Consider the following 22881-nt stretch of genomic DNA (forward strand, 5'->3'; position numbering starts at 1 on the left):
TTAAAATAATTCCCATATAAAACAGCAAGATGCCAAGTTGTGTATAAGAGACAGCTGTGGTAGAGGGAACCGACCGAGTGTGTTGAGATTATCGCTTTCCTGCCAAACGAGCAGGGGCTACCAGCTCCCTCTCCCTGTGGGAGAGGGTTGGGGTGAGGGGACAGTTTTTACGGGTATTGCGGGCTATTATGCTAATATCTGCCGAATTTATTTTTATGACTTGTTTGGAGTTATCGGATGAAAGTTACACTACCTGATTTTCGCCGCGCCGGTGTGTTGGTGGTTGGTGACGTCATGTTGGATCGCTATTGGTATGGGCCGACCAGCCGTATTTCACCGGAAGCGCCGGTGCCGGTGGTCAAGGTTGAAACCATCGAAGAGCGTCCCGGTGGTGCGGCTAACGTCGCGATGAACATCGCCTCGTTGGGTGCCAATTCACGCCTGGTGGGCCTGACGGGGATCGACGACGCGGCGCGTGCGCTGAGCGCCAAGCTCAACGAAGTTAACGTGCGCTGTGACTTTGTCTCGGTCCCTACGCACCCAACCATCACCAAGCTGCGTGTACTTTCCCGTAACCAACAGCTGATCCGCCTGGATTTCGAGGAAGGTTTCTCCAACGTCGATCCGCAGCCGATCATGGAGCGTATCCAGCAGGCATTGCCGCAGATTGGCGCACTGGTGCTGTCTGATTACGCCAAGGGCGCGCTGAGCAAGGTGCAGGGCATGATCGCTCTGGCGCGTGCTGCGAAGGTTCCGGTACTGATCGACCCGAAAGGTACCGATTTTGAACGTTACCGTGGCGCCACGCTGCTGACCCCAAACCTGTCCGAATTTGAAGCCGTGGTCGGTCATTGTCAAAGTGAAGAAGAGCTGGTGACGCGTGGGATGAAGCTGGTGGCGGACTTTGAACTGTCTGCACTGCTGATCACCCGTTCCGAGCAGGGGATGACGTTGCTGCAACCGGGCCGTGAGCCGTTGCATCTGCCAACCCAGGCGCAGGAAGTGTTCGACGTGACCGGTGCCGGTGATACGGTGATCGGTGTGCTGGCCGCCGCTTTGGCTGCGGGTAATACGCTGGAAGAATCCTGCTTCCTGGCCAACGCCGCCGCCGGTGTGGTGGTAGGTAAGTTGGGCACCTCGACCGTCTCGCCAGTCGAACTGGAAAACGCCATTCGTGGCCGCGCCGAAACCGGCTTTGGTGTAATGACCGAAGCCGAGCTGAAAAAAGCGGTAGCGCAGGCGCGCCAACGCGGCGAGAAAGTGGTGATGACCAACGGCATCTTCGACATTCTGCACGCAGGCCATGTCTCGTACCTGGCGAATGCGCGCAAATTGGGCGATCGCCTGATCGTTGCAGTGAACAGCGATGCGTCAACCAAACGCCTGAAAGGGGAAACCCGCCCGGTTAACCTGTTGGAAAACCGTATGGTGGTGTTGGGTGCGCTGGGAGCCGTGGATTGGGTCGTGCCGTTTGAAGAAGATACGCCGCAACGCCTGATCGCCGAAGTTCTGCCGGACCTGCTGGTGAAAGGCGGTGACTACCAGCCGCATGAGATTGCTGGCAGTGCTGAAGTCTGGGCCAACGGTGGCGATGTGCGGGTACTGAACTTTGAAGATGGGTTATCCACCACCAACATCATCAAGGCCATCAAGGATGGGCGCGGTTAATATTTTTTGACTGTAGGGGGCGCTGAGCAATGCGCCCGAAAAAGACGACGGGTAAACAGGGTGGTTTGCAGTGAGTGGACTAAAGCAGGAGCTGAGTTTAGCGCAGGGCGTTGGGCTATTGTCCACTTCACTGCTGGGCACCGGGGTCTTTGCTGTTCCGGCATTGGCGGCGCAGGTAGCGGGCGGTGATAGCCTGTGGGCCTGGCCAATACTGATTGTGCTGGTATTCCCGATCGCCATCGCTTTTGCGGCGTTGGGCCGCCATTTCCCCAGCGCCGGTGGTGCCGCGCATTTTGTCGGCCTGGCTTTTGGGCCACGCATGGCAAAGGTAACCGCTTGGCTGTTCCTCTCTGTGATCCCCGTGGGCTTGCCCGCCGCATTACAAATCGCCGCAGGGTTCTGGCAGGCTACTTTTGGTTGGGATGCCAACGGCCTGTTGCTGGTGCAAATTGTCACGCTAGTGGTGATTTGGCTGCTTGGCACACGCAGCGCCGGTTCCAGTGCCAATATTCAGACCTTGATTGCCCTTCTGGTGATAGCTCTGGTGGGGGCTATCTGGTGGCAAGGCGGCATTACCCCATCCCAAATCCCATGGCCTGCGGTCAGCGATATTTCTCCTCCTAATATGTTCCACGCGCTGGCGGTGATGTTCTGGTGCTTTGTCGGGCTGGAGGCTTTTGCTCATCTGGCGACCGAGTTTCGCCATCCAGAGCGGGACTTTCCGCGCGCGTTAATGCTCGGGCTGTTGGTGGCGGGGGCGGTCTATTGGGGCTGTACCGTAGCGGTGCTGCACTTCCATGCTTACAGCGAACATCAGGCGGCGGCCGCTTCGTTGCCGGGGATCGTGGTGCAACTGTTTGGCGAACATGCGCTGTGGATTGCCTGCATCATCGGCTATCTGGCCTGTTTTGCCAGCGTGAATATCTACACCCAGAGCTTTGCCCGCCTGGTCTGGTCACAGGCCCAGGAAAAGCCTGCTAGCGGTTTAGCCAAACTCTCCGCGGGCCAGGTGCCGGTCAATGCATTGAGCGCGGTGGTAGGTTGCTGCCTGCTGTTCACTTTGCTGATCTATACCCTGAAGCTGCCGCTGGATACGTTACTGGTGTATGCCAATGGCATTTTCGTACTGATTTATCTGCTGTGTATGTTGGCGGGTTGGCGGATCTTGCAGGGGCGTTCGCGGCTGATGGCGATCGTCGGCTCCGCGCTGTGCTTATTACTGCTGGTGATTATCGGCTGGAAAAGCCTGTATGCGTTGGCGATGTTGGTGCTGATTTGGCTGGTGCTGCCGCGTAAAACGCCAGCGGTGGTCTCCAAGCAATAAGGGGCGCATTGATGCGCCCCTTAGAATAACTTATTCGTCTGCTGGCTTGGCTACTGGTGCGGTATCCAGCTTGCCTTCCAATTCAGTCAGGCGCTGTTCCAGCAATGCCAGCTTCTCGCGGGTGCGTAGCAATACCTGAGTCTGCACGTCAAATTCTTCGCGGTTAACCAGATCCAGACGGGTCAACTGCGCTTGCAGTACCTGGCGGATTTTTTTCTCAACGTCTTCCCCGAATTCACGTACGCCTTTAGGCATCGACTCTTGGACCTGGCGAGCGATCTGTTCAATTTTTTTCGGGTCAATCATGGCGTTTCCCTTTCTGATATTTGGTGGCAGATGCCTAGTGTAATGCGAGTTGCCCGCCGGATAAACTATTACCGTGTTTGCTGCGCGATCCCTCATTACGCGACCGGATGGCTTGAAACACTAAAGCGATGGGGTTATAGTCGAGATGCTTATTCTCAGGGCGGGGTGCAAGTCCCCACCGGCGGTAAATCACCATTCACGGTGAAAGCCCGCGAGCGCTCAGCCTATCTCTCAGGAGTGGGTTAGAGGTCAGCAGATCCGGTGTAATTCCGGGGCCGACGGTTATAGTCCGGATGGGAGAGAGTAACGACACCTGTCGGGCGTATGCCCCGCTTGCGTTATTTTTTTGGCTATTGGCATAGCCACTCCTCAAGATCGCCCTGGTTCTGGTAATCCATAATTTTAATGAGGTTTTTTACCATGAATCAGACTCTACTTTCAGATTTCGGCACGCCGGAAGAACGCGTTGAACGCGCTCTTGATGCACTGCGCAACGGGCGCGGTGTGATGGTGCTTGATGATGAAAACCGTGAAAACGAAGGTGACATGATCTTCGCCGCAGAAACCATGACCGTTGAGCAGATGGCGCTGACCATTCGCCACGGTAGCGGCATTGTTTGCCTGTGTATCACCGAAGATCGCCGCCAGCAGCTTGAGCTGCCGATGATGGTCACCAACAACTCCAGCCAGTTCCAGACCGCCTTTACCGTGACGATTGAAGCGGCGCACGGCGTGACCACTGGCGTATCGGCTGGCGATCGCCTGACGACCATCCGTGCGGCCATTGCAGACGGTGCCAAGCCAAGCGATTTGAACCGCCCAGGCCATGTGTTCCCGCTGCGTGCTCAGCCTGGTGGCGTATTGAACCGCCGTGGCCACACTGAAGCGACCATCGATCTGGTCTCAATGGCCGGTTTCAAACCCGCTGGCGTGCTGTGTGAGCTGACTAACGATGACGGCAGCATGGCGCATGCGCCAGAAGTGATCACCTTTGCCAAGCAGCATGACATGGTGGTGCTGACTATCGAAGATCTGGTGGCCTATCGCCAGTCGCACGAAAAGAAGGCCAGCTGAGTCGCTGACTGAAATGAAAAAGCCGCTGATGAAGCGGCTTTTTTGTGCTTAAAATTCTTTAGCCGATACCGCCGCTTTGCAACAGCGTCAGGCTAAATCCCATCACCGCCATGCCGCACAGCACGCCATAGCTTGGATTATTATGTGGATCGATCTCTTTGGCCAACGGCATTAATTCATCTACCGACAGCGCCACCATAATCCCGGCCACCGCAGCCATAATCGACGCCATCACCACCGGTGAAACCATGGGGCCGAGCACCAGGAAGGCCAGTACGCCCCCCAGAATTTCTGCCATCCCAGAGATCCCAGACCACAGCAGCGCTTTGGTTTTGGAGCCGGTTGCCGCATACACCGGCCCGGCGACCGCCAACCCTTCTGGAATATTGTGGATGGTGACCGCGAGCGCAATGCCCATCCCCAGTTCCAGATCGGCGCTGGCGGTGACAAAGGTAGCAATCCCTTCCGGGAAGTTGTGCAGGCTGATGCCGAGCGTCAGCAGCATGGCGGTGCGTTTCAGGTTATGGGGCTTGATGGGCTTTTGCACCAGGTCTTGCGGGTGCTGGTGTGGCAGCATGCGATCCAGCGCAAAGTAGCCTAACAGCCCGAGCATAAACATGCCGTAGCCAAGCATGGGCGACATGCCGACGGTGTGCAGCGCAGCGGGCAGCATTTCCATCAATGAAATTAACAGCATAATCCCTGCGGCAAAGCCGAGCGCAAACGCCAGCAGGCGGTTGGAGGGCTTCTGGCCAATAATGCCGAGCAGGGCACCGACAAAGGTAGCGCCCCCGGCTAACAAGGTCAGGATCAGCGGTACAGACATGCATTCTCCTTGTATGCCAATAATATTTATCAGTTTCTGATACTAACAGAGCCAAAGCATAAATCGAGTGGATTTGGCTGATGGTTTCAATCGTTCCAGCCATTCAAATTTCTTGAAGATCACCATCAGGGTTATCCGGCTGCCTTGGTAGGACAAACAGCGTAATGTAGTCAGCAGAACGATTATCACGCTAACCAAGGATTTTTTATGACCACCTCTCGTATGCCTGCACTCTTTCTTGGCCACGGAAGCCCGATGAACGTGCTGGAAGATAACCGCTATACCCAGGCCTGGCGTGCGTTGGGTGAACAATTGCCACGGCCAAAGGCGATCGTTGCTGTGTCTGCCCACTGGTACACTCGTGGGACGGCAGTGACGGCGATGGAACATCCAAAAACCATTCACGACTTTGGCGGCTTCCCACAGGCGCTGTTTGATACACAGTACCCGGCACCGGGTTCACCGGAGCTGGCGGCAGAGCTGCAAAGCCTGTTGGCCCCGGCGCAGGTGATTGCCGATACCAGTGAGTGGGGTTTGGATCACGGCAGCTGGGGCGTGCTGATCAAGATGTATCCGCAAGCCGATATCCCGGTGGTGCAGCTGAGCATCGATGGGACTCAGCCAGCGGAATACCATTTTGAGCTCGGCCGTAAGCTGGCGGCGCTACGCGATCGGGGGATAATGATCGTGGCCAGCGGCAACGTAGTGCATAACCTGCGCATGGTGAAATGGCAGGGTGACACCAGCCCGTATCCTTGGGCGGAGTCATTCAACCAGTACGTGCGTGATAACCTGGATTATCAGGGCGAACATCACCCGCTGGTGAATTTTATGCAGCATGAAGGCGCAGCGTTGTCGAACCCGACACCAGAGCATTATCTGCCGTTGCTGTATGTATTGGGCGGCTGGGATGGTAAAGAGCCGATTTCGGTGCCAATCGATGGGATTGAAATGGCCGCGCTGAGCATGCTTTCGGTGCAGGTTGGTTGATATAGAAGCCCCTTTGCGGGGCTTCTTATAGTATGAACTTGTAGTCTTCCAATGCCTTAACCGTTTTTGCCATCTCAATTTGAGTGAGTGAAGCTAGAAAACTACCCGCTGTCATGGGGGGATTCTTTAGTGCTTGCCTTAGATTTGTCACCGCCTCAAGTGCTAGCGCATGGTTAAGATCAATAAGGTCTGACACGAAGTCGTCAGGATGTATGGCTTCGATACCAAAAGTCGATAAATAATCTACCGGAAAGTCTTTAAGGTTATAAGTGACGATGACCTCAGCGTTTGCAATTATTGCAGCTGCCAGAACATGGCGATCGTCTTGGTCAGGTAACCTAATGCTGTCTACCAATTGTTCGTGGCCTATGACATTCGCATCCGGCATTGCCTTATCCATTAGAGCATGAACGCGATCCAACTGCTCGGCCTGCAAATCTCGCCGATTAACCAGTAGATTACGCTTCCACTCGTCGTGGATTTGCGCTGTCCACTTGGGCTGATAAAGACCTCTTAGGCCTAAATGCATCAACAGGTCTCGCAGTCTTGCTGGGTAAAGCACACAAGCGTCAAGCAATGCTGGGTAAGGCGAATGCGTCATTAATAGATATCCATATCCTGTGAAAGACGAGTCAGTTCATCCATTGCTGCAGCAGCTTCGATGTCTCGCTGCTCTTTGTAGGCCATAAGGTCTGCAAAGCGTATGCGGCGATGACGCCCTGTTTTATGGAATTCGATTTTGCCTTCTTCTAGCATTTTCACAACATGCGGCCTGGATACATTAAGTAAATTTGCGGCTTCTTGGGTAGTCAATTCCGCATGAACGGGCACAACCTGAACAGCGTTCCCGTTTGCTAGTTCTCCTAGTATCTCAACGAGCATTTTCACCGCAGAAGGTGGAACCTCAATAGAGTGTTCATTTTGCTCATCGTCTCTGATCGAGAAGTGGCGAATATCTAGTTTTGTTGCCAACATCGCCGATAAATCTCGATAACCTTTTTGGGCAATCTCTTTTTCTTGCACACCAGGCAAGTTGATTTTGGAAAAAGTTGCACTGGTCATAATGGCATGTCTCTCTGATTTCTATAGCACGAAATACAATATATTCGAAATAATCGAAAATCGCAATATTCGAAACGCTTGCTGAAGCTCTACAAAAAACCTATTACCCCCCGTAACCACAGGACTCACGGATCACCAGCGAAGGCGGCAGAATGATGCGCTTTGGCGGTTCATCGTTACCCTGAATGCGGCTATACAACAGTTCTCCGGCCTTGCGGCCAATCTCGCGTGAGGCGACGGACACCGTGGTCAGCCCCGGCTGTACCAGGGAAGCCTCGGTAATATCGTCAAAGCCAATCAGCGCAAAGTCGCGGCCTACCTGGCGCCCAAGTTTGCGTAAAGTCTGCATCACACCCAGCGCCACGATGTCCTGATAGCATAATGCGGCGGTGATCTCCGGGTACGCCGTAAACAGTTGCTCTGCGGTTTTAGCACCAGAGCTTTGGCTAGCCTCACTGCAAACAATCCATTCCCCGTTGACCTGAATCCCCCTTTCCAACAGCTTGCTGGTATAGCCACCCAGGCGTTGCGCGCGCGAGGTGGAACTGACCGAACCGCCAATAAAGGCGATATGCCGATGGCCCAGATCCAGCAGGTGCTGCGTGGCTAGCTGAGTGCCCAAAAAGTTATCGGTACCGACAAAGTCAAAATGAGCGTCTGCAACCGGGCGCACCACCATAATGGCTGGGATCTTGCGGCGTTTGAGCGTTTCAAAGAACAGCGGCGGCGTTTGGCGTGCGGAGCACAGCACCATGCCACTGGCATTGTTCTGCAACAGCGAGTCGACAAATTTTTGCTGTCTGGGGGCCGACTCTTCGCTGTTAGCCAAAAACAGCATGAGCTGGTGGCGCTCCATCTCCTGGCTCAGCCCGGCGGTCATTTCCGCATAAAACGGATTGGTGATGTCGTGTAGCAGCAGGCCGACCTGATTACTGCTGCGATTGCGCAGGTTAGCCGCGGTCTGGTTATAGACGTAGCCAAGCTCATCGATGGCGCTCAGTACGCGCTTGCGAGTTTCATCCGAGATGCGGCCACGATTACGCAATACCATGGAAACCGTGGCGGTGGAGACTTTGGCTTGGGCGGCGACGTCGGCCAGCGTGATGGTGCTCATTTCATATCCTGTTTGCGGGCGGGATCTGTCATTAAGGTATAACGATTAACCTTTTGTTGGCAAATGATGAAAATAATTTGTGATGCCTATCGCAATAATTTGGGTTTTAGTCCGCTTTATCGCCGTTGTTTGAGGTTAATCCCGTTAACCACGCTGTTTAAGATTGGGTTAATCGATTAATCTTTGATTATGTTTTCAGTGCATAGGCAAAAGATCATGTCCGAGCAACATCGTAAAGCAAACTATGACAAACACCCGGAACTGGTGGTGCAGGGGTTTGACCGCGCAGCCTGGCAAGGTTGGCCAGCCGTGGTGCAGGCCATCAGCAGCCATATCGCTGCGCAAGGATTGGCCAAAACCGTACTGGTGGTGGATTGCTACCACGGCGTGGATCTGGAGGAGCTCAAGTCACAGCTGATCGATCCCTTGTTACCCGCTCTGGTACTGAACGCCGAGCAGGCAAAATATGATGAAAGCCATATCCACGCGATGATTGAGCGCAATCTGACGGATGACCGGGTCTTTGGCGTGTTGTCCTGCCACGAAATGCCGGAGTTTTTTGCCGATGAGGCCGTGCAGCAGCAGCGTGTGGCAATCGCGGCCGTCGAAAGCGGCTTGGTGGTGGTGTATGGGGCAGGGGCGGCACTCATCGCGGCAGGGGATGTGCTGGTCTATGCCGATCTGGCGCGCTGGGAGATACAACAACGTTTTCGCCGGGGCGAGTTGGGCAACTGGGGCGTTGCCAACCTGAATGAAGACGTACTGCGCCGTTATAAGCGCGCGTTTTTTGTGGAATGGCGGGTCTTTGATCGTCACAAAACCCCCTTGTTGCAGCGAGCCAACTTTGTGCTGGATACCAATCAGGCCGGCTCACCCAAGCTGGTAGCCGGTACCGCGTTCCACGCCGGGTTGCAACAGGCCACCCAGCAACCGTTTCGCGTAGTCCCGTTCTTTGACCCCGGTGTCTGGGGCGGTCAATGGATGAAGCAACAGTTCGATCTCGATCCGGCGGCAGCCAACTATGCATGGTGTTTTGACTGCGTGCCCGAGGAAAACAGCCTGCTAATGCGGTTTGGTGACGTCCGGGTCGAGATCCCCTCACAGGATTTGGTGCTGTTGTATCCTCGCCCTCTGTTGGGTGAACGAGTACATGCCCGCTTCGGCGCTGAATTCCCGATCCGTTTTGATTTCCTGGATACCGTCGGCGGGCAAAACCTCAGTTTCCAGGTGCACCCGATTACCGAATATATCCAGCAGCATTTCGGCATGCATTACACCCAGGATGAAAGTTACTACATTCTGGCGGCGGAGCCGGAAGCCAAGGTTTATCTGGGCGTGAAAACCGGCACCGACCCACAGGCCATGATGGCCGATCTGGCTGCGGCTCAGCGGGGTGAAAAAGCCTTTGATGATGAAAGGTTTGTTAACCAGTTCCCGGCCAACAAACACGATCACTTCCTGATCCCGGCGGGGACGGTGCATTGCTCTGGCGATGGGGCAATGGTGCTGGAAATCAGCGCCACGCCTTACATCTTCACCTTCAAACTCTGGGACTGGGGTCGTCTGGGGTTGGATGGGCAGCCGCGACCGGTGCATTTGGATCATGGCGAACAGGTGATCGACTGGCAGCGTGACACCGCTTGGGTGCAGGAGCACCTGGTAAACCGTATCGAGCCGGTGGCCGAAGGGCCGGGCTGGCGGGAAGAGCGTACTGGCCTGCATGAGCGTGAATTTATTGAAACTCGTCGCCACTGGTTCAGTGAACCGGTGTTGCACCATACCGAAGGGCGGGTGAACGTGCTGAATCTGATCGAAGGGGAAGAGGCCGTTGTCGATAGCCCTGAGGGCCGATTCGCCCCGTTTGTGGTGCACTATGCGGAAACCTTTATCGTCCCGGCGGCGGTGGGATCTTATCGTATCAGCCCTTATGGCAGCAGCCAGGGTAAAACCCTCGCCACCATCAAAGCCTGGGTAAGGGGATAAACCGATGTTGAAAGTGATTGTGATCTCGCATGGCCCGCTGGCTGAGGCTCTGATGACCAGCGCCAGCATGGTTTATGGCGAGTTGCCACATACCAGTTACGTCAGCCTCGATGAAACCGGTGGTATTGAGGCTTTCAAGCAGGATTTTGCCACCGAATTGCAGCGGGTTAGCCCCGGTGCCGATGGGGTACTGGTGCTGTGCGATTTGCTGTGTGGCACTCCCTATAACGTGGCCTGCCGCCATGCGTTTGACCCGAATAACGCCGTGCCGATGGCGGTAGTGACTGGAGTGAATTTCCCCATGTTACTGATGAGTGCCGACTTGCTGGAGGGCGTGGATGTGCAGCATGCCGCACAAGAGTTGGTGGCGCAGGGGGGCGAAACCATTGTGGTTGCCCGCCCGGCGCAAGCAGCACAACCGGACGATTTCTGAGGAAAAATCATGGCGATTTCATTTGTACGTATCGACGATCGGGTGATCCACGGCCAGCTGGTTACCCGTTGGGCGAAGGAGCTGCCCTGCGACGGGATTGTGGCGATCGACGATGAGGTAGCGGCAGATCCGCTGCTGTCATCGGTGATGAAAGGAGCGGTACAGGACACCAAGGTGTGGTTGTTCACCGTGGCACAGGCGATAGAAAAGCTGCCGAAGGTGATTGCCAGCGACAAGCAATACTTCGTGATCGGTAAATCGCCGGTCACGCTGCGCAGGCTGTTGGAAGCCGGTATCGATTTAAAAAACCGTAACCAGAAGATCAACGTTGGGCCGATGTCGGCACGGGCACAGACCGTGACCATTGGTCCGAACCAGTCGGTAAATCACGAAGAGAGCGCTGCCTTCGATTTTCTCAGTGAACGTGGCCATGCGATCGAATTCCGTCTGGTACCCGACGCCAGCCATTTCAGCTGGCTAGATGCCAAAAAAAAACTCAAACAGGTCTGACTGACAGGAGTTAACTATGTGGTTTGAAGCGACGCTTATCGGGATACTCTGCTATCTCGGCGCGCTGAGTAGCCCTTGGCTGCTGGGGCTGACCGGAGGCTGGTATATTCTCAGCCGCCCGTTGGTCTCCGGTATGCTGGTGGGGGCGATCCTCGGCGATGTACAGACCGGTATCATCATCGGTGTTGCGGTTCAGGCGGTATATATCGCCATGGTAACGCCAGGAGGATCGATGCCGGCCGATCTCAACTTTGTCGCCTTCCCGGCGATTGCGCTGGGGATACTTTCCGGCAAGGGCCCGGAGGTGGCGGTCGCATTGGCGGCGACTATCGGCATCATGGGCACCGTGCTGTTCAACGCCATGATGGTGCTCAACTCCTATTGGAACCACCGTGCGGACGTGGCTGTGGAGCAGGGGGATGAACGGGGGATCTATCTTAACAGCGCCATTTGGCCGCAGGTGACCAACTTCCTGCTGCGTTTTGTGCCGACCTTTATCGCGGTGTTCTTTGGGGCGCGCTACATCAACGCCTTTATGGACAGCCTGCCCGCGCTGGTGCTAACCACCATGAACGTGGTTGGTGGCATTCTGCCGGCGGTGGGGATTGCCATTCTTCTCAAGCAGATCATTAAAAACTACAGCATGCTGATTTATTTCCTGGTGGGGTTTATCTGCATCGTGTTCCTCAAGCTGAATATGGTGGCGCTGGTGATTGTTGGCGCGCTGTTAGCGCTGATCCACTACAACTATAAGCCGGAGCCTCAGGTCGCCAGCGCGCAGGCTGGGCCCCAGGCCGACGATGAGGATGAATTCTGATGGAAACGCCAACACCCAAATTGAATAAACAGGATCTGCGCCGCTGCTGGCGCGCCTGGATGATGTATAACCTTTCCTCGATGAGTTTTGAGCGCCTGGAGTCTTATGGTTTTTGTCTGAGCATGATGCCCGCGCTGAAAAAACTGTATCAGGACAAGCAGCAGCGGATTGAGGCGATCCGCCGCCACACCTCGTTCTACAACACCGAACCGCAGCTGGGCGCGATCGTCAACGGTATGGTGATCGGGCTGGAAGAGAAACGGGCCAACGGGGAACCGATCGATGGTGAAACCATCAACACCTTGAAAGTGGGCTTGATGGGGCCTGTGGCCGGGATCGGCGATTCCATGTTGCCGGGGATGTTGATCCCCATCCTGCTGAGTATCGGCATGGCGCTGGCCGCCGGTGGCAGCGTGATTGGGCCGCTGTTTTACATTATTGCCTTCAGCCTGATCGTTATCCCTGGCTCTTACTGGCTGTTTATGAAGGGTTATAACATGGGGTCCGGCTCGGTGGAGATGCTGGTCAGCAGCAAATCCTCACGCCTGCGTGAAGCGCTTTCCCTGCTGGGGGTGTTTGTCATGGGCGGGGTGGCCGCCAGCTACGTCAAGCTGGGAACCGGGCTGGAGTTTATCACCAAGGATGGGGTGAACATTCAGCTGCAACAGATGCTGGATGGTATTTTCCCTAACCTGATGCCGCTGATCGTAGTGCTGGCTACCTGGTATCTGATGGCTAAGCGCGGGCTTTCACCGGTGAAGGCGATGCTAGGCCTGCTGGTGTTGGCCGCTGCCGGAGTCGCCTGCGGCCTGTTCTCCTGACCCCCTCTGCAATATCGGGCGCAACCAAAGTTGCGCCCGTCTTCCATCAAGGTTCAAATCTCTGCCATTTCTCCGCTACGCTACCCGGCTTGGAAATAAACTGAAAGCGTGCCGGGTCAGCCTCAAACTGCGCATAGAGCGGCTCATCGCTCAGACCAAACTCCGCATAATGCCGTGGCCCGATGGCGTGTAACCTGCCGGATTGATAATGAGGGTTTTGCTGCCAGACGATGTTATCGCCCTGCAATAATGGATACCATGCCAGCCCTTTGTAGGCCCGTACCGCCTCATACTCAAAGCCGTATTCGCGATCGCACCAGGCGGCAAAGGTTAGTGGCTGATGGGGATCGGCGGAAATGGTGGCATGTGCCCAACCCGGCGGCACCAGCACTTTTTCCCCTGGCCCGGCATGGACGGCAAAGCAGCGGCCTGGGTCCCGTTCGACCCGTTCCTGCATATAGATGATCGCTTTGCCCTGCCAGATTTCGTACAGCTCCGGCGGGGACCAGCCGCTGTGCTGGCTGACGCGGTGAATATGCCCTTGGCTGCGTATCGGTTCACGGCCCAGTTGGCCTTTGGCATAGGTCACGATACCAAACAACAGCATGCGCTTCTTTAACTCCGCCAGGTGTTGCTGCTTGGCCACATCCATCACGATGGCGTATACCTGCTCTGGGCCATCGCAGTCAGGGTCGCGAAGCGAGGGGCGGATTTGATCCAAGGTGCGGATCTCTGGCAGCGGCCCTATCACCTCATCCCCATAGCCAAAACCCATCGGATCGCGGGTCACGCGCACGTCCAACCCAAACGGCAGCATGGAGTCACTCATATTGAGCCTCCGCTTTCCAACCTGCAGCATCGGCGAACACCCGCAGTTTGAAGCCCTGTGGCTGTAAGGCGCTGTAATCATGCCCGGCCACCGTTGGCCAGACCGCTAGTGCCGAGAGCACCTCATCGCCGGTATTAATCAGACGGTGGGCGGTGAAGGAAGGAATGTGGTGGACGCTGCCAGCAAACACTTGCTCAAGGATGCAGTCACCGTCCTGGTGTTGTAGCAACAGTAAACCCTTACCACGTAACCCGAAGTAGAATTCAGCTTGTTCACGGCGCTGGTGGAAGTGCCCGCGGGTCATAAAGAACTCGTTACCCACTTTACCTGGTTGCAGGTGCGTAGTGCCGACAAACAGCTCACCTTCCTGCGAGGGGGAAGGCAGCATCTCTACGCTGTAGACGGCAAACTCTGCTGGCATCGCCTGCCAGGCGTGACGATCGGCAAATATCCCCGCCAGGTTGCCCAGGGTCGTGGATTTATGTTGTACATCAGGTGCAGTAAAGCGCCCATCATGCAGGTTTACCTGCGGCGGGATAAGGGAAGTCAGCTTCATATCTGGTAGCTCCGCCCGAGGAGAACAGACAGAACGAGTATATGGGGTTAATCGATTAATCACCAGCGGAGACGAATAAAAAAGGCGCGAAAAATTCGCGCCTCTACGATCGAATAGGTTCGACCCTACGGATTAACCAAGAATAATATGCGGGTAGAAGCGCGACAGATCCTGGGTGATCAACTCGCGATCTTCACGCAGGCCAATGCCGCAAGGCTGATCGTTGACCAGCCAGCTGCCGATCAGCGTATAGCTGCCTTCAAACTGTGGCAACTGATGGAACTGCTGCACAATCATGCCTTCTTCGCCGTATGGCCCATCTACGCGCGCCACTTCCTGACCGTTCTGGACGATCTGGATGTTGGCACCCTCGCGTGAGAACAGCGGCTTGGTGACGTAATGATCCATCTGCGGATGATCGTCCTCGGCAAAGTAGGCTGGCAGCAGGTTTGGATGATCCGGGAACATTTCCCACAACAGCGGCAGCAGAGCCTTGTTGGAGATAATGCTCTTCCAGGCCGGTTCCAGCCAGCGTACGCCAGCGTCTTCCAGCTTGGTGGAGAACATCTCGCGCAGCATAAATTCCCACGGATAGAGCTTGAACAGGTTACTGATCACCTGATTTTGCAGATCGGTAAACTGGCCTTTCTCACCCAGGCCAATCTCTTCCATATACAGGAATTCGGTCGGCAGGCCCGCTTCCAGCGCGCAATCTTGCAGATATTGCACCGTACCGCGATCTTCCTCGCTGTCTTGGCAGCAGGCCAGATGCAGCAGGCCAAAGCCGTGGTTGGCTTGCAGATCGGCGAAACGTTCGATCAGTTTTTCTTGCAGGCTGTTGTACTGGTCAGCGGCGGGATCCAGCTTGCCGGCGTTGATCTGATCTTCCAGCCACAGCCATTGGAAGAACGCTGCCTCATACAGTGAGGTTGGCGTATCGGCGTTATTTTCCAACAGCTTGGGTGGATTGATGCCGTCATAGGCCAGATCGAGGCGTGAATACAGCGAGGGCTGATTAGTGCGCCAGGAGCTGCGAACGAATTCCCAGGTGTGCTTGGGGATGCAGAATTTGGTCATCAGTTGATCGCTGTTGACCACCTTATCTACCACCTTCAGGCACATCTGGTGCAGTTCGGCGGTGGCATCTTCAATCTCTTCGATCTGCGCTAACGTGAACTGGTAATAGGCATCTTCACACCAGTAGGGTTCGCCGTACATGGTGTGAAAGGCGAAACCAAATTCGGTGGCTTTTTCGCGCCAGTCTGGGCGCTCGCTAATCGCAACGCGTTTCATGTCTTAACCGCCCATGCTGCGTGAGCTGCTGGAGGTGGCGCTGCTGCGTTGCATGCTGGTCTGTTTGGCCACGGACTCACCGAAACCACCACGGGTAACGGTATTGGTCACCGCTGGTTTAGGGGCCATGGCGGTTTTAGGTACTGTCATGGAGCGGCCGCCTGCGGTTGCCGGGCCATAGCTTTTACCGCTGGCATCAACAAACTTGCCGTTTGCCGGGCTGGCGGCGTTTTTAGAGGTAAACAGCGGCTGTTGAGCGTAGCCCCCGCCACCCATCATGCGGCCCATCATGTAGCCCGCCATCAGCGGCATCCACATGCTGCCACTGCTTTGTGATTCTGCGGCCATGCCAGCCTGTGCTGGAGCCTGAGTACATTGCGCTTCACCGAATTCGGCGACGCAGTCTTCACGAGTGGCGTATTTAGGCGCGGTTTTTTCCGCTTCCTTCAGCGCGTTGTTATACGCGGTGGTGCACTGCTCGCTCATCGACGGGTTGGAGGTTGAACAATCGTCAGCATTTTTATACAGGGAAACCGTCTCATCCGCCTGTTCGCAGCCGGCCAGCATAAACACTGCGCTGATCGCCAAAGCCACGGGAGCAACACGGTAGCTGCGCCAGGATTTGCGGAAGGTGTCTTTGTTGATGTTTTTGGTCCGTTTCATCGATATCTATCCCATCATGCGGGCTGTATTCGCCCTTGCCCAGTAGTGGTCGATAGGATAGGGGAAAGATGCTCAAAATTAAAGCTGAAACACCCGCAGGATCCACTCTTTACGCACTTATACGTTACGGTGTGCGCCAGTTCGCTTTACGGCGCATAACTGCAGCAAAAGCGTTACATAATGGAACGTTCTGCTCGATGCCATGTTCCATTATGTAACGTTTTTTTCCTTACTCGCCAAGCGGCCAGCAGGTCGTATAGTCAGCAACAGAACAATACGTCGATATCACCCTCTGAAATCTGAATGTTACTGGGTTAACGTCCCTACAAGGAGTCAGTTATGTTGAGAATCATTCAATCCCCAAGCAAATACATCCAAGGAGTCAATGCGTCGGCCTCCGTGGGCGAATATGCCAAAGCCCTTGCCGATCATTACTTTGTGATCGCCGACGATTTCGTCATGAAACTGGTCGGCGATACTGTGATGGGTAGCCTGCATCAGCATGGGGTGAAGTATCACGCTGGTACGTTTAATGGCGAATGCTGCCGCAAGGAAATCGACCGCCTTGGTCAGGAGCTGAAAAGCCACGGCTGCAAAGGTGTGATCGGTATCGGTGGTGGTAAAACGCTGGATACCGCCAAGGCGATCGCCTATTACCAGCATGTGCCGGTGGTGTTGATGCCGACCATTGCCTCGACGGATGCGCCTACCAGCGCGTTGTCGGTGATCTACAGCGAAAGCGGCGAGTTTGAAGAATACCTGATCTACCCCGCCAACCCGAATATGGTGGTGATGGATAGCGCCATTATAGCCAAAGCGCCGGTACGCCTGCTGGTGGCGGGCATGGGCGACGCGCTTTCTACCTATTTTGAAGCTCAGGCCTGTTTTGATGCCCAGGCCACCAGCATGGCGGGCGGCAAGTCTACGCTGGCTGCGCTCAATCTGGCGCGACTATGCTATGAAACGCTATTGGCTGAAGGGGTTAAGGCCAAGCTGGCTGCGGAGTCTGGTGTGGTCACCGAAGCGGTGGAGCGCATTATTGAAGCCAACACCTATCTGAGCGGTATTGGTTTTGAAAGCAGCGGCCTGGCGGCGGCGCACGCCATTCACAACGGTTTTACCGTGCTGGAAGAGTGCCATCATCTGTATCACGGGGAAAAAGTGGCGTTCGGCACCCTGTCGCAGCTGGTGCTGCAAAACAGCCCAATGGCGCAGATAGAAACGGTGTTGAACTTCTGCCAGCAGGTTGGGCTGCCGATCACTCTGGCGCAAATGGGCATCACCGGTGAACTGACGGAAAAAATCAGCAAGGTGGCAGAGGCCAGCTGCGCCCCAGGTGAAACCATTCACAACATGCCGTTTAGCGTGACGCCGGAAAGCGTACTGGCGGCCATCCTGACGGCAGACAAACTGGGCAGCGCCTGGTTGCAACGCGCATAAATCATCGGGCGCGGTTAGCGCGCCCGCTGCTTCCTACAGAGGAATTAACCGTGAAAAAGCTAATCAATCAGGTCGATTCGGTACTTAATGAACAGTTACTCGGTATGGCCGCCGCTCACCCGGAGCTGCGGGTGCATCAGGATCCGGTGTTTGTGACCCGTACGGCGGGGCCGATCCCAGACAAAGTGGCGATCCTGTCTGGTGGTGGTAGCGGCCATGAGCCGATGCACTGCGGCTTCGTGGGCGAGGGAATGCTGGATGGTGCCTGCCCAGGGGAGATTTTCACCTCGCCGACTCCGGATAAAATGTACGACTGCGGCCAGGCCATCGACGGCGGTGCCGGAGTATTGCTGATTATCAAGAACTACACCGGTGACATCCTCAACTTTGAAACGGCGACCGAGTTGCTGCATGACAGCGGCGTGGCAGTGGCAACGGTGCTGGTGGATGATGACGTGGCGGTGAAAGACAGCCTATTTACCGCTGGCCGACGTGGGGTTGCCAACACGGTGCTGATGGAAAAATTGCTCGGCGCGGCAGCGGTACGGGGCTTTGATCTGGACGCACTGGTCACGCTGGGGCACAAAATCAACAACCAGGGCCACTCGCTAGGGATCGCTCTGGGCGCTTGCACCGTGCCCGCGGCAGGTAAACCGTCGTTTACTTTGGCGGATAACGAGATGGAGTTTGGCGTTGGTATCCACGGCGAACCGGGGATCGAACGGCGGACGTTCACCACCCTCGATCAAACGGTAGATGACATGTTCCATACCCTGATCGATCACGGTGATTACCAGCGCTCGATCCGCGTTTGGGATCGTCAGCAGGGGGAGTGGCGTGAAGAGAGCCAGAGCAAACGAGCTTTGACGCAGGGCGATCGGGTGATTGCGCTGGTCAATAACCTTGGGGCGACGCCGCTTTCTGAACTGTACGGGGTTTACCACCGTTTGGCGCAGCGTTGCGCCGCAGCCGGGATCGTGATCGAGCGTAACCTGGTGGGATCATACTGCACCGCATTGGATATGCAGGGGGTTTCCATCACCTTGCTGCAAGTGGATGACGAGTTGTTATCGTTGTGGGATGCGCCGGTGAACACGCCAGCGCTGCGTTGGGGCTGAGGAGGGATCATGACATTAAGCAAACAGCAGGTCGTTGAGTGGTTGATGCGTTGTGGTGAGGTCTTTACCCGCGAACGCGATTTCTTGACTCAGTTGGATAGCGATATCGGTGATGGCGACCACGGTCTGAATATGAACCGTGGCTTTAGCAAGGTAGTGGAAAAGCTGCCCTCGGTGGCGGACAAGGATATCGGATTTATTCTCAAGAACACCGGTATGACGCTGCTTTCCAGCGTTGGCGGTGCCAGTGGTCCGCTGTTCGGCACCTTCTTCATCCGTGCGGCTCAGGCGGCCAACGCCAAGCAGAGCCTGGATCTGGCTGAGTTGAAGCAGGTGATCCAGGAAGGCGCGGAAGGCGTAGCGATGCGCGGCAAGGCAGAGCCGGGCGATAAAACCATGTGTGATGTCTGGGGGCCGGTCGTTGCAAGCCTGGGCGAGTCGCTACAGCAGCAGCTCAGCGTGACCCAGGCGCTACAACAGGCCGCCGTTCGGGCGGAGCAGGCCGCACAGGCCACCATTGTGATGCAGGCCCGTAAAGGGCGCGCCAGCTATTTGGGCGAACGCAGCATCGGCCATCAGGATCCGGGCGCAACCTCCGTCATGTTGATGATACAAACGCTGGCCCAGGTGGTCGAGGAGGCAGGATGATCAACATCGTCGTGGTTTCGCACAGTGCACAACTGGCGCAGGGTGTTGAGCAACTCGCCCGCCAGATGATGCGCGGCGAGGGATGCAAACTGGTGCTGGCGGCGGGGGTCGATGATGAGCTACACCCGATCGGCACCGATGCGGTGAAAGTGATGGAAGCGATCGAATCCGTGGCGGACGGAGCGGGGATCGTGGTGCTGATGGATCTCGGCAGCGCATTATTGAGTGCGGAAACCGCGCTTGAGCTGCTCGATCCAGAGGTAGCGGCCAAGGTGGTGCTGTGTGCGGCACCGCTGGTGGAAGGCACGCTGGCCGCGGTTGTAGCGGCTAACGCGGGCGGTAGCCTGGAGCAGGTATTGGCAGAGGCGCAAGTAGCCTTGCAGGCCAAGCAGGCACAGCTTGGTGAGGAGATACCCGCCAGCAAGCCACTGAATTTACCGCTGAGCCAGGGGAAAAGCCTGAGTTGGACGGTACAGAATCCACACGGGTTGCACGCTCGCCCGGCGGCGCGTCTGGCAGAGGCTCTGGCTCCTTTTGCAGCGGAACTGGTGCTGGAAAAGCATGGCCAATGCGCCAACCCGCGCAGCCTGAATCAACTGGCTTTGTTGCAGGTTCGCCACGGCGACACAATCCGTCTGATTGCAGATGGTGCCCAGGCCGATGAAGCGCTGGCGGCTTTCAAGGCGTTGGCTGAGCAGCATTTTGGTGAAACCGTATCTGAGCAGCAACTGCCTTCGCTGCACGGTATCCCCGTGGAGGAAAGCGTCAGCAGTGGTCCGATATTCCAGGTGTCGAGCTTCTGGCCGCAAACGGAAGAACGCCAGCTAGGGGCCGATGACGTGCTCAATGAGCAGCAGCGTCTGCGTATCGCATTGCAGCAGACGTTAGACGATCTGAATAAGCTGGCGGATCGCACTGGCAATCTGATCGGCAAACCGCAGGCGGCGATCTTCGGTGCGCACAGCATGCTGTTAGACGATCCCGACCTGCAACAGGCCGCCTTTACCCGTATCGCCCAACAGCAATGCAGCGCGGAACAGGCGTGGCGGCAGGAACTGGAGCAGATTGCCTCCGATTATCGGGCGCTGGATGATGAGTATTTGCAGGCGCGGGAACTGGACGTGCGTGACATGCTGCGCCGTACGCTGAGCCATCTGGCACGACAGCCTATCCCGGCGATCGTGCTCAATGAGCCAGCGATCCTGGTGATGGATGAGCTGATGCCTTCCGACGTCGTGATGCTCGATCGGCGCATGGTACTCGGTATTTGCCTGAGCGGCGGCAACGCCTTGTCACACACCGCGATCCTGGCCAAGGCGATGGGGATCCCGATGGTGGTCGGCATGAGCGAATGTATGAGCAAGACCCGCAGCGGTCAGAAAGCGATGCTGGATGCGGCGCGCGGCACCTTACAACTCAGCCATTAACCCCGCAGCTTGAACTGGCTGATATCGATATTCATCTGTTTGACTTTACGCCACAGAGTGGTGCGGCTGATGCCCAGCAGCTGCGCCATCTCGTTAAGCTGCCCGTGGCTGACGTTGGCCACGCGGATAATCGCCTGCAACTCCATTTCCGCCAGCGTCAGCAGCGGCATGGCCGGTTGAGAGTCGCTTTCCACTAGCGGCTGATGGCTGAGCAAGTGAGCGGGGAGGTCGGCCAGCTGAATATGATGGCCGTGGCAAATCATCGCGGCGCGCTCTATCACCCCTTTCAGTTCCAGATCGTTACCCGGCCACAGGTACAGGCCAAGCTGGGTCATTACCTCGTCGTCTACCCGGAAGCGGCACTGGAAGTGTTGCTCCAGAGCGCGCAGATGGTGCTCAACCAGCAAAGGGATGTCACTGAGGCGCTGGCGTAGCGGCGGAATTTGGATCTCGAAGGCCTGCAGACTATAAAACAGCTGGCGGCGGAAGCGATTCTGTTGCACTAACAGTGCCAGGTTGGCGGCGCTGGTGGCGATCACCCGCACGTTCACCGGGATCACGCGGCTGGAATTCATACGCATCACTACGCCGGTTTTTAGCACCTGTAACAGGGCGGACTGCATGGCCAGCGGCAGATATTCGACCTGTTCAAGATGCAGCGTGCCGCCATTGGCCAGTTCGAACTTGCTGAGTTGGCCCGCCTGTTCTTCGTTGGCATCACTGCCCAATAGCTCCTTCAACCCCTGGGCTTCAGGCAGCAACTGGCAATTCAAGGCGATATAAGGCCCGGCGGCACGTTCGCTGGCATTGTGGATGGCCTGGCTGAGCAGCTCTTTCCCCACCCCTTCTTCACCGCACAGCAAAATCGGGTGATGGCCCTTCGCCGCCTGCTGGCCGTAGCGGATCAGGCGGCGCATTTCCTGAGTACCTGAGGGCATCTGTTCGAAGGTGTGGCTGACCCGGCCGATCTGGCTGCTGACGTATTGATGCAGCCTTTCCAAGGGATGCAGCAAGGCGATAAAGCTACAGTGCTCACCGTCCAGGATCGGTTTGAGGGTGAGCAGCGCGGCGATAAACTGGCCCTGGCTTTCAAAGGTGACTTCCACATGCTGTAACGGCTGGCGTTGGCTGATGGCGCGGTTAAGCAAGGCCGGTAACGTCAGCAACTGTGCCAGCGGTTTGCCCTGGCTCTGCTGTTCATGCAGCTTGAGCATAGCGGCGGCGCGCGGGTTGATATATTGCAGATAACCCCGGTGATCCCAGGCCATGACGCCATCGTCTACGCTGTCCAGTAGCCCGTTGAGCTGATTGAGATGGCGGTTGGATTCGGCCAGTAGGCCGTCGGCGTTCAGGGCATTGCCGATCTCCCGGGCGATCGCCAGGATCAGGGAAAGATCGCCCGCATTGCAATCGGCCAACTGGCAACCCAAAGCCAACATACCGCGCTGGCGGCCGCTATTGTCATGCACCGGCGCGGCACAGAATGACCAGCCATGCAGTGCCTGGCGCACGTGTTCATCGCTATGGATCTGTACCGGATGGCCCTCGGATGCGGCCAGGGAAGGGGCATTGGTGCCGATATCGCCTTCCGCCCAATAAGCACCAGGCGCAAAACCCAGTTCGAGCAGCTGTTCGCCGGTCGTCTTGTCGCCACATTGCCACAGCGTGCAGCCGCTTTCGTCGAGGATCAGCAACACGCAGTGGCGCTGCTCCATATATTCCCAGGCATCTTCCAACGCCGCCTGGCCGAGCGTTATGAAATCATCCTTACGCCGACAGATCGAGTCGAAGGTGGTGCCCAGGGCACGATGTGGGGCTTTCCATACGGCGGGTTGCATCAGGTGGCTGCAGCGTAACCAGGAGGCATAAATGGCCGGGGAGGGGCGCAACCGTGGCGGTAACGCGCCTTCGGTGATCAACCGTTGCCAGAGTGAAGCGTTGTCCATCAGATCCCGTTCAGCAGATAAACCCCAATAGGG

General features: G+C 56.4%; 23 protein-coding genes and 1 riboswitch. Of the genes, 13 read left to right on the top strand and 10 right to left on the bottom strand.

The window, feature by feature from the left end; genetic code table 11:
- The first annotated feature begins 237 nt into the window (after positions 1 to 237).
- A complete protein-coding gene (gene hldE / locus ACX9GU_RS03600) occupies positions 238 to 1668 on the top strand; it encodes a bifunctional D-glycero-beta-D-manno-heptose-7-phosphate kinase/D-glycero-beta-D-manno-heptose 1-phosphate adenylyltransferase HldE (protein ID WP_024528276.1) in 1431 nt (476 codons plus the stop codon).
- A 70-nt stretch (positions 1669 to 1738) separates the two neighbouring features.
- Positions 1739 to 2992 (top strand): L-methionine/branched-chain amino acid transporter, encoded by a 1254-nt coding sequence (yjeH, locus tag ACX9GU_RS03605; protein ID WP_473193864.1) that lies wholly within the window; start codon positions 1739 to 1741, stop codon positions 2990 to 2992.
- A 30-nt stretch (positions 2993 to 3022) separates the two neighbouring features.
- Here the strand turns inward: yjeH and ubiK are convergent, their stop codons facing one another.
- Entirely contained in the window at positions 3023 to 3298 is a 276-nt protein-coding gene (ubiK, locus tag ACX9GU_RS03610; protein ID WP_021806869.1) for a ubiquinone biosynthesis accessory factor UbiK, read from the bottom strand.
- A 147-nt stretch (positions 3299 to 3445) separates the two neighbouring features.
- Positions 3446 to 3607, top strand: a riboswitch (FMN riboswitch).
- Between the two features lie 111 nt (positions 3608 to 3718).
- Here ubiK and ribB point away from each other — a divergent pair.
- A complete protein-coding gene (ribB, locus tag ACX9GU_RS03615; protein ID WP_473193865.1) occupies positions 3719 to 4372 on the top strand; it encodes a 3,4-dihydroxy-2-butanone-4-phosphate synthase in 654 nt (217 codons plus the stop codon).
- A 58-nt stretch (positions 4373 to 4430) separates the two neighbouring features.
- On the opposite strand, the gene zupT is transcribed toward ribB, so the two are convergent.
- Complete coding sequence (zupT, locus tag ACX9GU_RS03620) at positions 4431 to 5198, bottom strand: zinc transporter ZupT (RefSeq protein ID WP_473193866.1); 768 nt, start codon at positions 5196 to 5198, stop codon at positions 4431 to 4433.
- A gap of 207 nt (positions 5199 to 5405) precedes the next feature.
- On the opposite strand from zupT, the gene ygiD reads away from it, so the two are divergent.
- Positions 5406 to 6188: a 4,5-DOPA-extradiol-dioxygenase gene (gene ygiD, locus ACX9GU_RS03625; protein ID WP_473193867.1), complete on the top strand. Its 783-nt coding sequence runs from the start codon at positions 5406 to 5408 to the stop codon at positions 6186 to 6188.
- A 25-nt stretch (positions 6189 to 6213) separates the two neighbouring features.
- Here the strand turns inward: ygiD and ACX9GU_RS03630 are convergent, their stop codons facing one another.
- The 3 genes from ACX9GU_RS03630 to ACX9GU_RS03640 form a co-directional block, all read right to left on the bottom strand.
- The gene (locus ACX9GU_RS03630; RefSeq protein WP_473193868.1) at positions 6214 to 6789 is read right to left on the bottom strand and encodes a PIN domain-containing protein; all 576 of its coding nucleotides are present in this window, start codon (positions 6787 to 6789) and stop codon (positions 6214 to 6216) included.
- A complete protein-coding gene (locus tag ACX9GU_RS03635; protein WP_024483048.1) occupies positions 6789 to 7250 on the bottom strand; it encodes a helix-turn-helix domain-containing protein in 462 nt (153 codons plus the stop codon). Before ACX9GU_RS03635 ends, ACX9GU_RS03630 begins: the two co-directional genes overlap by 1 nt.
- 103 nt (positions 7251 to 7353) lie before the next feature.
- Positions 7354 to 8364: a LacI family DNA-binding transcriptional regulator gene (locus ACX9GU_RS03640; RefSeq protein WP_059201845.1), complete on the bottom strand. Its 1011-nt coding sequence runs from the start codon at positions 8362 to 8364 to the stop codon at positions 7354 to 7356.
- 216 nt (positions 8365 to 8580) lie between these two features.
- On the opposite strand from ACX9GU_RS03640, the gene ACX9GU_RS03645 reads away from it, so the two are divergent.
- From ACX9GU_RS03645 to ACX9GU_RS03665, 5 genes are read left to right on the top strand one after another with little or no spacing between them, the layout of a single operon-like run.
- Complete coding sequence (locus ACX9GU_RS03645) at positions 8581 to 10347, top strand: class I mannose-6-phosphate isomerase (RefSeq protein ID WP_473193869.1); 1767 nt, start codon at positions 8581 to 8583, stop codon at positions 10345 to 10347.
- A gap of 4 nt (positions 10348 to 10351) precedes the next feature.
- A complete protein-coding gene (locus tag ACX9GU_RS03650; RefSeq protein ID WP_059201843.1) occupies positions 10352 to 10780 on the top strand; it encodes a PTS sugar transporter subunit IIA in 429 nt (142 codons plus the stop codon).
- Positions 10781 to 10789: 9 nt separating this feature from the next.
- Positions 10790 to 11290 (top strand): PTS sugar transporter subunit IIB, encoded by a 501-nt coding sequence (locus ACX9GU_RS03655; RefSeq protein WP_223498499.1) that lies wholly within the window; start codon positions 10790 to 10792, stop codon positions 11288 to 11290.
- Positions 11291 to 11306: 16 nt separating this feature from the next.
- The gene (locus ACX9GU_RS03660; RefSeq protein WP_024483041.1) at positions 11307 to 12107 is read left to right on the top strand and encodes a PTS mannose/fructose/sorbose/N-acetylgalactosamine transporter subunit IIC; all 801 of its coding nucleotides are present in this window, start codon (positions 11307 to 11309) and stop codon (positions 12105 to 12107) included.
- Entirely contained in the window at positions 12107 to 12928 is an 822-nt protein-coding gene (locus ACX9GU_RS03665) for a PTS system mannose/fructose/sorbose family transporter subunit IID (protein ID WP_059201841.1), read from the top strand. Before ACX9GU_RS03660 ends, ACX9GU_RS03665 begins: the two co-directional genes overlap by 1 nt.
- A 46-nt stretch (positions 12929 to 12974) precedes the next feature.
- On the opposite strand, the gene ACX9GU_RS03670 is transcribed toward ACX9GU_RS03665, so the two are convergent.
- From ACX9GU_RS03670 to ACX9GU_RS03685, 4 genes are all read right to left on the bottom strand, one after another.
- On the bottom strand, positions 12975 to 13757 hold the full coding sequence (locus ACX9GU_RS03670; protein WP_059201840.1) for a glucose-6-phosphate isomerase family protein: 783 nt from the start codon (positions 13755 to 13757) through the stop codon (positions 12975 to 12977).
- Positions 13750 to 14313 (bottom strand): glucose-6-phosphate isomerase family protein, encoded by a 564-nt coding sequence (locus ACX9GU_RS03675; protein ID WP_473193870.1) that lies wholly within the window; start codon positions 14311 to 14313, stop codon positions 13750 to 13752. The genes ACX9GU_RS03670 and ACX9GU_RS03675 overlap by 8 nt, the downstream gene beginning before the upstream one ends.
- A gap of 132 nt (positions 14314 to 14445) precedes the next feature.
- The gene (locus ACX9GU_RS03680) at positions 14446 to 15606 is read right to left on the bottom strand and encodes a glutathionylspermidine synthase family protein (RefSeq protein ID WP_473193871.1); all 1161 of its coding nucleotides are present in this window, start codon (positions 15604 to 15606) and stop codon (positions 14446 to 14448) included.
- A 3-nt stretch (positions 15607 to 15609) separates the two neighbouring features.
- On the bottom strand, positions 15610 to 16269 hold the full coding sequence (locus tag ACX9GU_RS03685; RefSeq protein WP_021179506.1) for a DUF1190 family protein: 660 nt from the start codon (positions 16267 to 16269) through the stop codon (positions 15610 to 15612).
- Between the two features lie 339 nt (positions 16270 to 16608).
- Here ACX9GU_RS03685 and ACX9GU_RS03690 point away from each other — a divergent pair, with 339 nt between their 5' ends.
- From ACX9GU_RS03690 to dhaM, 4 genes are read left to right on the top strand one after another with little or no spacing between them, the layout of a single operon-like run.
- Positions 16609 to 17709: a glycerol dehydrogenase gene (locus ACX9GU_RS03690; RefSeq protein ID WP_473193872.1), complete on the top strand. Its 1101-nt coding sequence runs from the start codon at positions 16609 to 16611 to the stop codon at positions 17707 to 17709.
- Between the two features lie 50 nt (positions 17710 to 17759).
- Positions 17760 to 18827, top strand: a complete 1068-nt coding sequence (gene dhaK, locus ACX9GU_RS03695) for a dihydroxyacetone kinase subunit DhaK (RefSeq protein ID WP_473193873.1) — start codon at positions 17760 to 17762, stop codon at positions 18825 to 18827.
- Positions 18828 to 18836: 9 nt separating this feature from the next.
- Positions 18837 to 19475, top strand: a complete 639-nt coding sequence (gene dhaL, locus ACX9GU_RS03700) for a dihydroxyacetone kinase subunit DhaL (RefSeq protein WP_021179509.1) — start codon at positions 18837 to 18839, stop codon at positions 19473 to 19475.
- Positions 19472 to 20902 (top strand): dihydroxyacetone kinase phosphoryl donor subunit DhaM, encoded by a 1431-nt coding sequence (dhaM, locus tag ACX9GU_RS03705; protein WP_473193874.1) that lies wholly within the window; start codon positions 19472 to 19474, stop codon positions 20900 to 20902. The genes dhaL and dhaM overlap by 4 nt, the downstream gene beginning before the upstream one ends.
- Here the strand turns inward: dhaM and dhaR are convergent.
- Positions 20899 to 22848: a dihydroxyacetone kinase operon transcriptional regulator DhaR gene (gene dhaR / locus ACX9GU_RS03710; protein WP_473193875.1), complete on the bottom strand. Its 1950-nt coding sequence runs from the start codon at positions 22846 to 22848 to the stop codon at positions 20899 to 20901. The two genes, dhaM and dhaR, sit on opposite strands and share 4 nt — an antisense overlap.
- Positions 22849 to 22881: the final 33 nt, after the last annotated feature.

It is taken from the genome of Serratia sp. K1WW1 (assembly GCF_055790865.1).